At 62.5% G+C, this 12941-nt stretch carries 12 protein-coding genes; all 12 read right to left on the bottom strand.

Translation table 11 applies throughout. From position 1 onward, the window contains the following. Positions 1 to 196 precede the first annotated feature (196 nt). The gene (whiA, locus tag HMPREF3056_RS00325; RefSeq protein ID WP_046649102.1) at positions 197 to 1186 is read right to left on the bottom strand and encodes a DNA-binding protein WhiA; all 990 of its coding nucleotides are present in this window, start codon (positions 1184 to 1186) and stop codon (positions 197 to 199) included. A gap of 101 nt (positions 1187 to 1287) precedes the next feature. Further along, complete coding sequence (gene yvcK, locus HMPREF3056_RS00320; RefSeq protein ID WP_049157461.1) at positions 1288 to 2286, bottom strand: gluconeogenesis factor YvcK family protein; 999 nt, start codon at positions 2284 to 2286, stop codon at positions 1288 to 1290. An 87-nt stretch (positions 2287 to 2373) separates the two neighbouring features. Further along, positions 2374 to 3255 carry an RNase adapter RapZ gene (gene rapZ, locus HMPREF3056_RS00315; RefSeq protein ID WP_046649100.1) on the bottom strand — a complete coding sequence of 294 codons (882 nt, stop codon included), beginning with the start codon at positions 3253 to 3255 and terminating at the stop codon, positions 2374 to 2376. A gap of 62 nt (positions 3256 to 3317) precedes the next feature. Beyond that, the gene (gene uvrC / locus HMPREF3056_RS00310; RefSeq protein ID WP_070511746.1) at positions 3318 to 5372 is read right to left on the bottom strand and encodes an excinuclease ABC subunit UvrC; all 2055 of its coding nucleotides are present in this window, start codon (positions 5370 to 5372) and stop codon (positions 3318 to 3320) included. Further along, positions 5372 to 5998, bottom strand: a complete 627-nt coding sequence (locus HMPREF3056_RS00305) for a PH domain-containing protein (protein WP_070681215.1) — start codon at positions 5996 to 5998, stop codon at positions 5372 to 5374. Before HMPREF3056_RS00305 ends, uvrC begins: the two co-directional genes overlap by 1 nt. Before the next feature lie 85 nt (positions 5999 to 6083). Next, on the bottom strand, positions 6084 to 6566 hold the full coding sequence (ribH, locus tag HMPREF3056_RS00300; RefSeq protein ID WP_070753896.1) for a 6,7-dimethyl-8-ribityllumazine synthase: 483 nt from the start codon (positions 6564 to 6566) through the stop codon (positions 6084 to 6086). A gap of 74 nt (positions 6567 to 6640) precedes the next feature. Further along, positions 6641 to 7903: a bifunctional 3,4-dihydroxy-2-butanone-4-phosphate synthase/GTP cyclohydrolase II gene (locus HMPREF3056_RS00295; protein ID WP_046649096.1), complete on the bottom strand. Its 1263-nt coding sequence runs from the start codon at positions 7901 to 7903 to the stop codon at positions 6641 to 6643. A gap of 11 nt (positions 7904 to 7914) precedes the next feature. Next, the gene (locus tag HMPREF3056_RS00290) at positions 7915 to 8553 is read right to left on the bottom strand and encodes a riboflavin synthase (RefSeq protein WP_046649177.1); all 639 of its coding nucleotides are present in this window, start codon (positions 8551 to 8553) and stop codon (positions 7915 to 7917) included. Positions 8554 to 8578: 25 nt separating this feature from the next. Continuing rightward, positions 8579 to 9604: a bifunctional diaminohydroxyphosphoribosylaminopyrimidine deaminase/5-amino-6-(5-phosphoribosylamino)uracil reductase RibD gene (ribD, locus tag HMPREF3056_RS00285; protein WP_083317762.1), complete on the bottom strand. Its 1026-nt coding sequence runs from the start codon at positions 9602 to 9604 to the stop codon at positions 8579 to 8581. Next, positions 9601 to 10278 (bottom strand): ribulose-phosphate 3-epimerase, encoded by a 678-nt coding sequence (gene rpe / locus HMPREF3056_RS00280; RefSeq protein WP_070701919.1) that lies wholly within the window; start codon positions 10276 to 10278, stop codon positions 9601 to 9603. The genes ribD and rpe overlap by 4 nt, the downstream gene beginning before the upstream one ends. 28 nt (positions 10279 to 10306) lie before the next feature. Then, entirely contained in the window at positions 10307 to 11941 is a 1635-nt protein-coding gene (locus HMPREF3056_RS00275) for an RsmB/NOP family class I SAM-dependent RNA methyltransferase (protein WP_070753895.1), read from the bottom strand. Next, the gene (gene fmt, locus HMPREF3056_RS00270; RefSeq protein ID WP_049157471.1) at positions 11938 to 12939 is read right to left on the bottom strand and encodes a methionyl-tRNA formyltransferase; all 1002 of its coding nucleotides are present in this window, start codon (positions 12937 to 12939) and stop codon (positions 11938 to 11940) included. Before fmt ends, HMPREF3056_RS00275 begins: the two co-directional genes overlap by 4 nt. Positions 12940 to 12941: the final 2 nt, after the last annotated feature.

The following is a 12941-nucleotide window of genomic DNA, read 5'->3' as shown; positions in this document are numbered from 1 at the left end:
GAGAATTTGAGACAACCCTCGAGCTATACACCTGCAGTTATGCCCGTTTGTGTGGGATTATGTTGGGGACTTTCACTGCGGGGTGGGATATCTCACTAAAGCAAAAAAGAGCGGATTAATCCAAAAAGAAATGCGGCAACAGCCGCACGGAAATCGGGCGTGATACCCGGTCTAATGCCCGAACGGGCACGAGTAACTAGGACTCTTCGAAAAGATCCTCAGTGACGGCCTTCGTCGTATCTGGGACCCCAAGCTCCTTGGCACGCTTGTCCGCCATAGACAAAAGGCGCCGAATACGCCCGGCCACCGCATCCTTAGTCATTGGCGGATCAGCCAGGCGGCCGAGCTCTTCCAAAGAGGCCTCACGATGCTGCACGCGCAAGCGGCCGGCATCCGCGAGATGCTCCGGAACGTCATCGCCCAAGATGACCATCGCGCGTTCGACGCGTGCTGCAGCCGTCACGGCCGCGCGGGCAGAGCGGCGCAAGTTGGCATCATCGAAATTATCGAGACGGCGAGACGTATCGTGGGCTTCTCTCTGGATCCGCTTCTTTTCCCATGTCAGGCGCGTCTCTTGGGCGCCCATACGGGTCAGCAGCGCGCCAATGGCGTCGCCGTCGCGCACGACGACGCGGTCCGCGCCGCGCGTTTCCTTTGTCTTCGCCGCCACGCCCAAACGGCGCGCGCAGCCGACAAGAGCGAGTGCAGCCTCCTGGCATGGGCAGGTCACCTCAAGCGCTGAGGAGCGGCCCGGTTCGGTCAAGGAACCTTGCGCCAAGAAGGCGCCGCGCCAGGCTGCTTCATTATCGGCTACAGAACCGGAGATGACTTGTGGGGGCAAACCCACCACGGGGTGGCCGGAGCGGGTTACCAAACCAAGGCGTCTGGTCAGTTCCTTGGCACCGGTGGTGATGCGCACTTGCACGCGACTCTTCTTGGACGAAGCCGCGGGCCCAGCGACGTGGGTGCTGGCGGAAATCGAATAGAGCTCATCGAGTGCGGTGACGAGGCGGTTCGCTACGCTCTGCGACTCCAGTTCCACCTCGTACATCACGCGGTCCCCGGTGATGTGGAGTTCGCCAGCGAACCTGAGGATCGCGGCAACCTCCGCCGCGCGGGCGGACTGGCGCGGCACGGACACCGCCGTAAGTTCCTCCTTGACCTGATCGGTCAATGACGCAGACACCTCGTGCCTCCCCTTTCAACTCGTGGACGTAGCGCACCGCGCAGATTGGCGTGGGCGAGACGCGGCGGTGAACGATGAATGCCCCATAGTCTATCGCGCGCTTAACCGCGATGAGCGTCTGGGGCTCCCGCTGTGCCATCGCGATCGGCGGCATACTCGGCGTAAAGCTCGGTGAGCACCTGCGCCAGCTTGTCTGGGCAGTGCTTATTAATCGACCTTCCGTCCTCGTCGTATTGGCACACGTCTCGGAAGACTGCCGTAGCGCCCAGAACACTGGCGGCGCGCTGGACAAAGACTCGCTCCGACTCGTTCGGAAGCCCGGATGCGTCGACGATAACGCGGTCTACCCGCAGGCTCGGGGCGTGCTGCGCTAGGACATGCAGGTGGCGCTCGGCAGAAAAACCTTGGGTCTCACCCGGCTCAGCAGAAAGATTGAGCACCACCACGCGGAGAGCATCCGACGAGGTAATCGCGTCGACGATATCCGGCACCAGGACGTGTGGGAGAACGGAACTAAACCAGGAACCAGGACCTAGGGTGATCAGGTCCGCGTCGTGCAGCGCGCTAATGGTTTCCGGGTTGGCCCGAGGCTTCTCCGGAATGATGCGCACCCGGCGCACCTGCCCCACGGTCGATGCAACAGCCACCTGGCCGCGGACCGAGCGAATGATACGGGGGTCGTCGTCAAGCCCAGAAACATCCGCCTCAATCTCCAGAGGTAAGTTCACGGCTGGCAGTACCCGGCCGGCCGACTCCGTTAAGCGGGCAACGGCATCGAGAGCCGCCTGGAAATCCCCCAACACCTCAGTGAGTCCAGCGATGAGGAGGTTGCCCACGGCGTGGCCGGCCATCGCTCCGGTGCTCTGGAAGCGATGCTGAAGCGTCTCAGCCCACAGCTGGCCATCCTCCGTATCACTGGATAAAGCGGCGAGCGCCATGCGCAAATCACCCGGCGGAATAATGTCCATCTCGCGGCGCAACCGGCCGGATGAACCGCCGTCATCGGCCACGGTGACGATGGCGGAGATTGCCTCCGCGCCCGTGCGGCGAGCAGCGAGCAAGGTTTGATAAAGACCATGGCCGCCGCCCAGGCTAGCCATGTGGAGTGGGAGAGTCGTCACGTAAGTACTAGCTTTCAGTCATGTAATAAAAGGAATGAATACGAATCTTCTCGATACGTATCGCGCCTAGTCGCGGGCGATGTCTCGGTGCAGGGTGCTCACATCCAAGTCTCCGCGCTCGCTAAGGCGGCGGGCAATCTCTTCCGTGACGGCCACGGAACGGTGGTGCCCACCCGTGCAACCAATGCCTACAGTGATGAAATTCTTCCCCTCGTGGCGATACCCCGTGAGCATCGAGTCCAACATCTCGATGAAGCGCTCGATAAAAGGCTCAGCGGCGTCCTGAGACAGAACATAATCCGACACCGGCTCATCGGTGCCCCGGTAGCCCCGCAGTTCCGGTACCCAATAAGGATTGGGAAGAAAACGGACGTCGACGACAAGGTCAGCGTCCCGCGGAGAACCATGCTTGAAGCCAAAGGACTGGAGCGTGACGTGCTGGCGCTCCCCACGCATGTCACCGAAGGCAGCCTCGATGGCACGGCGTAGGTCATGAACGGACAGGTTCGTCGTGTCGATGATAATGTCCGCACGCTCACGAATGGATTGCACGGCGGCGCGCTCGCGTTGGATGCCGGCCTTCAGTGTTTCACCGTCCTGCAGCGGGTGCGTGCGACGCACCGAATCGAAGCGGCGAATCAGCACGTCATCGCGCGCATCGAGGAAAAGCAGGGTCGGCTTCATATCCAGCTGCTCTAGTTCGTCCAAGGTTTCTGCCAAAGAACCAGGGAACATGCGGGAGCGTACGTCGGTGACCGCGGCGATCTTCGTAACTGGAGAATCCGGACGCGCACACAGCTTCAAGAGGTCAACGATGGCCTTCGGCGGGATGTTGTGGGCGACGTAGTAGCCCTTATCCTCCAACACTTTTGCCGCCGACGTCAGGCCGCCGCCCGACATGCCGGTAATCAAAATGGGCGGAGAATCAAACAACGTCATGGCCTCCATTCTTACCACTTAAGTGGTTGCCACGGTAGGAATCCTGTCTAGGAATACGGTGGGAATCCCTCCTAAGAGTCGTGAAGGTGATCAAAGACGGTCTGAGCTAGTTTGGGGCCGAATCCCTTCACCTCAGCAATGTCCTCCACGCTTGCTTCCTTGAGCTTCTTTACCGAGCCGAAGTGCTTCACTAGGTCCGTGCGACGCTGCGGCCCCAAGCCCGGGACCGCGTCGAGGACGGAGGAGCGCATCCGCTTTGAACGCTGCTGGCGGTGATAAGAGATAGCTACGCGATGGGCCTCGTCGCGCAGGTGCTGCAGTAGAAACAGCGCCTGCGAATTGCGCGGTAGAATCACCGGTTCGTCATCACCAGGCACCCACACCTCCTCTAGGCGCTTGGCCAGACCGATGAGTGTCACATCGACGATGCCGAGCTCATCAAACACAGCTTGCGCGGCTGCCACCTGCGGCGCGCCGCCATCAACGATGAAGAGCTGAGGCGGATAAGAGCTGCGTTTGGTCTGGCTCGCCGCCTCTTCGCGCACCAACTCCTCAGCGAAGGTGGTGTTCTCTAGCTCTTCGTCAGGCACCGCCCGCTTATCGTCATGGTGATGCTTAAACCGGCGGCGGGTGACTTCGGCGATGGAACCGACATCGTCCGAGCGGCCATCGCCCGCCGCTTCCTTGATGCGATAACGCCGGTAGTCGGACTTACGGGGCAGCCCATCCTCGAAAACCACCAGGGAGGCCACAACATCGGTGCCCTGAATGTGGGAGATATCCGTGCACTCGATGCGCAACGGCGCGGAATCCATGCCCAGTGCTTCCTGCAGCTCCTGGAGTGCGGCGGAGCGCGCAGTGAGGTCGCCAACGCGCTTGAGTTTGTGCTGTTTCAGTTGCTCTTTGGCATTGCGCTCGACGGTCTCCATCAACGCGCGCTTATCCCCTCGCTGCGGAACGCGCAGATCGATCTGGGCGCCACGCAGCTCCTCCAAAACGATCTTGACCTCATCGGCTTCGTCGGGCAGTTCCTGGACCAAAATCTCCCGCGGAATAGCGTTTCCACGATGCTCCTCGGCATGGGATTCCTGGTCCACTCCCCTACGCTCCAACTTCGCGTCTTCTTCAGCCTCTAGGCGCTGGCGTTCTGCCGCGTCAGAATAGAACTGAATGAGGAAGTTTTGGATCAAAGCCGGCAGACCAGGATCTGGCTCGCCTTCGCGCACCGCGTCAGTCGTTGCCTGATCTCCGGAACGCTCCACAACCCAGCCGCGCTGCCCGCGGATGCGTCCCGAACGCACATGGAAGATCTGAACTGCAGCTTCCAATTCATCCGAGCTAAACGCAATGAGGTCCGCATCCGTGCCATCAGGCAACACCACTGCCTGCTGCTCCATCAACTTGTCGATGGCACCCAAGTCATCGCGCAGGCGGGCCGCCAACTCAAACTCCAGGTTCTCCGCGGCCTCCTCCATGCGCTGCGTGACCCGCTTGCGAACGGGTGCGGTGTTACCGTTCATGAAGCTGATGAGTTGGTTAACCGTATCGCGATGTTCTTCCGGGCTAACGCGGCCGATGCAGGGGGCATCGCACTTGCCGATATACCCCAGCAAACAGGGCCGCCCCAAGCGCTCGTGGCGGTTGAACACACCCTTGGCGCAGGTACGCATGGGAAAGATGCGAGTGAGAAGATCCAGGGATTCACGCACCGCCCAGGCATGGGAATAGGGACCGAAATAGCGCACGCCTTTGCGGCGTGGGCCCCGGTAGAAAAACGCACGCGGAATGGTCTCCCCAACGGATACCGCGAGCATGGGATAAGTCTTATCATCGCGGTACATCACGTTAAAGCGCGGATCGAAGCGCTTAATCCACGTGTACTCCAGCTGCAGCGCTTCCACCTCGCTGGCCACCACGGTCCATTCCACCGAGGCCGCCGTCAGCACCATCTGGCGAGTGCGCGGGTGTAGTTGAGTGATGTCCTGGAAGTAATTGGATAACCGCGCCCGCAGGTTCTTTGCCTTGCCCACATAGACGACCCGGCGGTTCTCATCACGGAACTTATAAACGCCCGGATCTGTAGGGATGCTTCCGGGCGCGGGACGGTACTGAGAGGGATCAGCCACTAGTCATCCTGCGGCATGTAACGGGCTTCTAGGTCGCGGAAAGAGCGGACATTGGTGATCACGTCGTCCTTATCGCCCGACTGCAGGGCCCAGACCGGCACGTATTCAAAGTCCGGAAGCTCGATGCGCGCCATGCGGGAGCCTTCGGGGAAGGACAAGCCGTAGATGACCTGCCACGGGTAGAAACGGGTTCCCACGATATTGCGGACCTCCACCCCGTCGGAGTTCGCGCGCAGCCGCGGGCGAGTCAGCGCCAGCCAAGACAAAATGGAAATTACCACGCCGACGCCGGGAAAAGCGAACTTATCAATCGTCGTCACCGTCGCGCCGGTAAAGGACAGACCCACCGTAAAGCCCATGAAAAGGTGCGCGGCCATAACGAGAATGATCCAGATGATGGCCACCTTGCGCAGGTAGGGAGAGGTAACTTCATACTCCCAGGGCTTGGACGACGTCTGGGCGAAAGGATCCGCGCTGGTATAGGCCAGCATTTGCTCATCACTCATGCTGCGGCCTGCTTCCCCGGCCGCCATCGACGCAGCCGGCTGCGAAGCTGCGGAGGACTGGTTGGCATGAGCCGATTGTGCCCGCTCTTCGTGCCCGGAAGGCACCTGTGAGTCCGTCATCGAGTTTTCCATCTCCTCATCACTCCGCTGAGGCAGGCCACTCCCCCTGCCGGATACGCCAGGCGGCGTGGTTGCACTTGGCAGCCTACTTTTGGTTTGACTCATTCAGTGTACGCAACGTGTGCACGGTTTCTAAAGCTGCGTGCATGGCCTCGGCACCTTTATCCTCTTCAGAGTCCGCAAAGCCGGCGCGATCGACGGCTTGCTCATAGTCGTTGACCGTCAGCACTCCATTGGCCACCGGGGTCGATTCATCGAGCGCGATGCGCGTCAGGCCCTGCGTCACGGAATCGCAGACGTAATCAAAGTGCGGGGTTCCACCACGAACAACGCAGCCCAACGCAACCACGGCATCATGGGTGCGCGCGGCGGCTTGGGCCACGACGGGCAGTTCAAGGGCCCCGACCACGCGCAGGGGCGTGACCGCGGCGCCGGCGGCTTCGGCAGTCTCGAGCGCTCGACGATGCAGCTGATCACAGATCTCTGCGTTCCACGTTGCGGTAACGACGGCGACGCGGATACCTTCCCCGGAGACATTGCTCGGGGTGGGCAGGCCTTCCTTGCTCATAGTGTGCTCCTTGTGCTCAAAGCTTGATACTCAATGCGTGATGGTTAGGGGCGCTGAAGCGCTTCATCCCAACTCTAGGAGTGTTTCTGATCCCATTCGGCTACCTGGGGCAGATCATGCCCCATTCGGTCACGCTTGGTGCGCAGATAGCTGATGTTCTCCGCTGTGGCGGGGGTAGCCAGCGCTGTGCGCGCGGTGGCATCAATGCCGAAGCCTTGCAGCCCCTCGCCCTTGTGCGGGTTATTGGTCAAGAGGTTCACGGACTTCACGCCGACGTCGCGCAGGATTTGTCCGGCCACGGAGTATTCGCGTGCATCCTCCGGCAGGCCCTGCTCCACGTTGGCATCAACGGTGTCGAGGCCTTCGTCCTGCAGACGGTAAGCCTTGAGCTTGTTGACCAGGCCAATTCCGCGCCCTTCCTGTCCACGCAGGTAGATGACGATGCCGCGTCCCGCTTCTTGCACCGCACGGAGGGATTCCTGCAGCTGCGGTCCGCAGTCACAGCGCTGAGAGGAAAAGACGTCACCTGTAAGGCACTCAGAGTGAACGCGAACGGGTACATCCTCGGCACCGGAATAGCTCTCCACGTCACCAACGAAAAGGGCGATATGCTCGCGCTTGTCGACGTCATTCGAATAACCTACCGCGCGAAACTCGCCGTACTCGGTGGGCAGGCGAGTTTCGACTTGGCGGTGAACCTGCTGTTCGTTGTGGCGACGCCACTCGATGAGCTGCTCAATGGAGATCATCGTCAGCCCGTGGGCGTCGGCAAAGCGGCGCAGCTCCGGGGAGCGCGCCATGTCCGTGGGATCCTCTTCAGAGACGATCTCACAGAGCACGCCAGCTGGGCGAAGGCCTGCCAAGCGAGCCAGATCGATGGCGGCTTCCGTGTGCCCGTCACGTTCGAGCACGCCATTCGGGCGCGCGGCGAGCGGGACCACGTGTCCGGGGCGGGTAAATTCCGAGGGCTTAGAGGAGGGATCGGCCAACCTGCGGATAGTTTCGCAACGTGAGGTGGCAGAGATACCAGTGGAACCATTAGCCAGGTCCACCGTGACGGTGTAGGCGGTCTGCCGTACGTCCTGGTTCACCGCGAACATCGGGGGTAAGTTCAAACGCTCGCAGTCTTCTGGGAGCAGCGGTGCGCAAATGTAGCCGGAGCTGTAGCGCACCATAAAAGCCACGAGCTCCGGGGTAGCGAGCTCAGCGGCAAAAATGAGGTCACCTTCGTTCTCGCGGTCCTCATTGTCCACGACGACGACCGCCTTGCCGGCCGCGATGTCCGCGATGGCTTGGTCGACGCTATCTAAACTAAAAGCTGAATCTGCAGCGCTCATAAGGACTTACTCTATCCCTCCGTGCCACTGGCGGAGGCGTTGGGGTGAACCATTTTCTCCACATACTTTGCAACCACGTCTACCTCGAGGTTGACGCGAGCGCCTGGCGCCATCAAACCAAACACGGTATCGCGCAGCGTGGTGGGAATGAGAGAGACTTCGAAATAGCTCTCCGCGTCGGGCTCTCCCTGCCCGTCTGACAAGGCCGATACCGTCAGGGAGGTTCCCTGCACCGCGATGGAACCCTTCTCCACCACGTAGCGCTCCAGCTCGGCCGGCAGGCTAAAGCGCAGCACCTCCCAGTGCTCCGACGGCGTGCGGCTCAGCAAGGTCCCGGTGCCATCGACGTGCCCTTGCACAATGTGGCCACCCAAGCGCGTCGTCGGGAGCACCGCACGCTCGAGGTTGACCGGCGCGCCCACTTCGAGTTCGCCGAGGGAACTCCGGTTCAAAGACTCCTTCATGACATCTGCGGTGAAGGTTCCTTCTCCCAACTCAGCAACGGTCAGGCACACGCCGTTGACCGCGATGGAATCTCCCAGTTGGGCGTCCCCCAGCACGATGGTTGCGGCGATGCCGAGGCGCACGGCATCACCCTGCAGCTCCACGCTATCGACGTGGCCAATTTCTTCAACGAGTCCAGTAAACATAGCCAGCACTCCCCTTCCCTATCTTTTAACCTTTGAGCTTTCTATATTCCACGAGCAGGTCCTCGCCTAGCTCGGTAACCGCCACGCGCTGCCACCTCTCAGCCTGGGCCAGATTCTGGGACAGTGCACGGGTGAGAACTCCTCTGCCCTCGCCGAGAATGACGTTGCCCAGGTAGGCCTGAATACGCTCGATGTAGCCCAACTCCATGAAGCTGGTGGCTAGCCCTGCGCCGCCTTCGACAAGGATGTCTCGCGCGCCGCTGGCGTACAGCTGATCTAGTGCCTCCTGCGGCGTGGAATAGTGCTCGAAGCCTAGCTCGACCAGGTTACTAGCCCCGCCCCGGCTAACATCGCGGGAACCGATGACAACGCGCCGCGGTTGCCGCTCACGCAATGAACCATCGGGGTAGCGCGCGGTCAGCGATGGATTATCCGCTAACGCCGTGGCCGTTCCGATAAGGATGGCATCGCGCTGAGCTCTATCACGATGCACGTGCTCGCGGGCCCGCTCTCCGGTAATCCACTGGCTACTGCCATCCGCGGCAGCGGTGAAACCATCCAGGCTTTGTGCAAATTTGAGCGTGACGTGCGGGCGGCCGAGACTCACCGCGCTCAACCACGGTTCGAGCGCATCGTCCACGCCCTCCGGCGGCGCGAGCTGTCCCACCGTGACTCCGGCGCGGCGCAGTGTTGCTGATCCGCCCCCGGCTTGTGGGGTGGGGTCCGGGTGGAGGTAGTACACGGCGGCCACGGAGGCATCGATAAGCGCCTGCGCGCAGGGCCCAGTACGACCCGTGTGATTGCAGGGCTCCAAGGTCACCACGGCGGTTCCACCGCGGGCCTTGTCCCCTGCATCGCGCAGCGCCATGACTTCAGCATGCGGCCCGCCCGGGGGCTGGGTGGCGCCGACGCCGGCGACCTGGCCGGCAGCATCGAGAATCACCGCGCCGACCGGCGGGTTCGGACTCGTCGTACCGCGAACCCGCTCGCCGGCCTCCATGGCTACGCGCAATGCTTGCGATAGGACAGCAGAATCGTGGCGTGGGATCACAGCGTGGCCAGTCGGCGTAGCTCCTCGACGGCGGCCGCCTTATCTGCTTGCTTGTAAATGGCCGAACCCGCGACAAAGGCATCACAGCCCGCCTCGGCGGCGGAGCGGATCGTCTCGGCAGAGATACCGCCATCGATTTCGATGAGCACATCGAGGCCGCGCTCATCGATGGCTGCGCGCAAGGTGCGCACCTTATCCAGCTGATCCGGCATGAAGCTCTGACCACCAAAGCCGGGTTCGACAGACATGACGAGAACCTCGTCGAAGTGCTCCAGCGCATCCAGCCAGGGCTCAATCGGGGTGCCCGGCTTGATCGAGAAGCCCGCGCGCACCCCTAGGTCCCGAATCCTGCGGGCCAAGGCGATGGCCGCGTCCTTGTCGGCCACGGCCTCGACGTGGAAGATGATGCAATCAGCGCCCGCCTTGGCGTAGGTTTCCACCCATTTCTCCGGCTCCTCGATCATGAGGTGAACGTCGAGGGTCTGCGAGGTAATCCCGTCCACCGTCGCGGTAATATCCGGGCCGAAGGACAAGTTCGGCACGAAGTGTCCATCCATGATGTCAACGTGGATCCAATCCGCGTTGGCCACTGCTTTGACCTCTTCGCCCAAGCGGGTGAAGTCGGCGGCCAGAATGGATGGGGAGATAATGGGAGCAGACGAGTGTGCAGACATGACACTCAGCCTAGTCCCTCACGCCCCGCTAGTCCGCTACTCGGCGGAGGACGGCGAAAAACATTGCATCTGTGCCGTGACGGTGCGGCCACATCTGGGCAGAGAGCTCGCTGCCGAGATCCCCCATGTCCGGAAGCACGTCGCGCGCATCCAGCTCCTCGACGCGGATCTCTGCCCCAACGCCATGGCGCTCCACGGCAGCGTCCACGATGCCCCGGGTCTCGCGCAGGTCGGGCGAACAGGTGGAGTACACCACGACGCCACCTGGGCGCACGAGGTCCAACGCGGACTCGAGGAGCTCGGTCTGCAGTGTGTTGAGTTCCGCAATATCGGACTCGGCTTTGCGCCAGCGGGCTTCGGGGCGGCGACGGAGTGCACCGAGGCCGGAACAGGGGGCGTCGACAAGCACCCGGTCAAAGCCTGCGTCGAGCCCCGGCGCACGACCGTCCGCACGGTGCACGCGCACGGGTAGGTCACCCACTGTTTTTTCCACCAAGGTAGCGCGGTGCGGGGAGACTTCTACGGCATCGACCTCCGCCCCCTCGACGCGAGCGATGGCACCCATCAGGGCGGCCTTGCCACCGGGGCCGGCGCACAGGTCTAACCAACGCCCGGTGTCCTCGCCAATAAGTTCAGCTTCCGTCACCGCGCGTGCGATGAGCTGGGAGCCTTCGTCTTGCACCGCCGCGAGTTTCTGGCGGACAGGCTCGAGGGAGCCCGGGTCACCCTGCTCAAGGTAGACCGCATAAGGGGAATAGCGTCCTTCCTCGCAGCCGGTAATGAGCGCGAGTTCTTCGGCGGATATCTCGCCCGGTCGCGCTACCAGGTGCACGAGGGGCCGCTCAGAGTCCGCCTCGAGTGCGCGCTCCAGCTCCGCTGTCTGCTCGGCGCTGAGCGCATTATCGTCAGCGGTGTCGAGGAGCCCCAACGCGCGGCCGAAGGAGCGGGCGATCCACTCGGGGTGAGCGTGGCGGAAGGCCAAAGCCGCGACCTCTCCGCTCGGAGCTAGCTTGTCCAGCCACTCTTGCGCAGGTGTGCGGGTGATAGTCCGCATGATGCCGTTGGCAAAGCCCTTGGCTTTCTCGTGGCCGGCCGCCTCCACGAGGCGAACGGTGGTATCGACCGCCGCGTGCGCCTCCACCCGGGTGTAGAGCACCTGGTAGGTTCCCAGTCGCAGGGCCATGAGCACCTCGGGCGCAATGGCGTCGAGCCCGCGCGACGAGCATTCAGCGATGACCGCATCGAGAACGCCCTCGGTGCGCAGCGTGCCATAGGTCAGTTCCGTGGCAAAGGCGGCGTCGCGGCCGCTGAGCTTGTTCGAGCTCACGGCCTTCGGCAGCGTGAGGTTGGCAAAAGCGTCATCCGCCGCTACCCGCTGCAGTACCTCGAAGGCGACCGCGCGCGGCACGTCGACCCCGCTGCGCCGTGCCGCGGAAATCAGCGACGGGTTCTGGCGATCGTGGTGAGCAGTCTGGCGCTGTCCGCCTCGGCGGTCACGCTGCGCACCGGTGTTCTTATAACCTCCGCGTCCCTTGTGGTCGTTTCCACCGCGGGAGCTTCCACGCTGTTGGCTGCCCCGTTGCTGCTTTCCCTTCTCTGCGCCTGCCCCCGCGCGCTGCGCCGGGTCACCAGACTTGCTGCGGGACCTAAACCCTCCGGTCATGAGAACTTCACCTCGTCTGTGTCTGTGGAATCCGTGCCGCAAGAGCCTTGGCTAGCAAGACCTCGGCCCCAATCGGCGGCGTTCATCATCTTCTTGCCGGGCGGTTGAATCTTGCCCAAACGTACTGGGGAGCTACCGGTGCCGACCATGACGGCATTCTTGGCCACGTGCACTTCTCCTGGCTGGAGTGCGCGCACTGCGGCAGGCTCTGGCAGCGCCTCGAGTTCGGCGGGTACCACGCTGCTTACAGGCCCTACCTTCAGGCGGGATTCCCCCATTAAGGTCCAGGCTCCCGGCCCCGGGGTATGGGCGCGGATGTGGCGATCAATGACGTCAGCAGGCCGGGTCCAGTCAATGCGGGCGTCGTCGGTCGCAATCTTGTGCGCATAGGTGGCCTCACCTTCCTGCGGCTGCGGCGTAATGCTGCCGTCCTCCAGGCCATTCATAGTCTGGACTAGGAGGTCACCACCCGCGTATGCCAGTCGCGTGAGCAGGTCATCAGCGGTATCGGTGGGCAGGATTGCTTCCTCGATGGTGGCCAGGATGTCCCCGGTATCCAGGCCCTGATCGATGCGGAAGGTCGTGGCGCCAGTGCGCTCGTCGCCGGCCGCAATGGCTGCCTGGACCGGTGCTGCGCCGCGCCACGCTGGAAGCAGGGAGAAGTGCAGGTTGACCCAGCCGTGCGTTGGAAGGCCCAGCAGATCCTCGGTGATCAAGTTTCCGTAGGCCACCACCGGAATAGCCTCCGGAGCAATCTCCGCCAACCGCGCGCGCAGGGCGTCGCCGTCCTCGGTGCCTGGCTTGAGTGTGGTTGGCGTAAGAACCTCGATTCCGTGTTCCTGGGCCAGCGCCTTCACGGGACTGGGGTGCAGGGTGCGCCCGCGGCCGCGGCGGGCATCAGGACGGGTGATGACGGCGGCTATGTCGTGGTGTGAGGCAATGAGTTTCTCCAAAGCCACGACGGCGGGCTCGGGGGTTCCGGCGAAAACGATGCGCACAG

This window comes from Corynebacterium sp. HMSC056F09, from assembly GCF_001815785.1.
GTDB lineage: Bacteria > Actinomycetota > Actinomycetes > Mycobacteriales > Mycobacteriaceae > Corynebacterium > Corynebacterium hiratae.
The sequence above is the reverse complement of the archived record's forward strand: the minus strand, read 5'-3'. Positions and strand labels throughout refer to the sequence as shown.

Excerpts from the sequence above, each read along its gene's own strand:
- HMPREF3056_RS00275 (WP_070753895.1), bottom strand. The coding sequence starts at position 11,941 with ATGACCGGAGGGTTTAGGTCCCGCAGCAAGTCTGGTGACCCGGCGCAG.
- HMPREF3056_RS00290 (WP_046649177.1), bottom strand. The coding sequence starts at position 8,553 with ATGTTTACTGGACTCGTTGAAGAAATTGGCCACGTCGATAGCGTGGAG.
- yvcK (WP_049157461.1), bottom strand. The coding sequence starts at position 2,286 with ATGGCTAGCCTGGGCGGCGGCCATGGTCTTTATCAAACCTTGCTCGCT.
- HMPREF3056_RS00305 (WP_070681215.1), bottom strand. The coding sequence starts at position 5,998 with ATGACGGACTCACAGGTGCCTTCCGGGCACGAAGAGCGGGCACAATCG.
- ribH (WP_070753896.1), bottom strand. The coding sequence starts at position 6,566 with ATGAGCAAGGAAGGCCTGCCCACCCCGAGCAATGTCTCCGGGGAAGGT.
- HMPREF3056_RS00295 (WP_046649096.1), bottom strand. The coding sequence starts at position 7,903 with ATGAGCGCTGCAGATTCAGCTTTTAGTTTAGATAGCGTCGACCAAGCC.
- rpe (WP_070701919.1), bottom strand. The coding sequence starts at position 10,278 with ATGTCTGCACACTCGTCTGCTCCCATTATCTCCCCATCCATTCTGGCC.
- rapZ (WP_046649100.1), bottom strand. The coding sequence starts at position 3,255 with ATGGAGGCCATGACGTTGTTTGATTCTCCGCCCATTTTGATTACCGGC.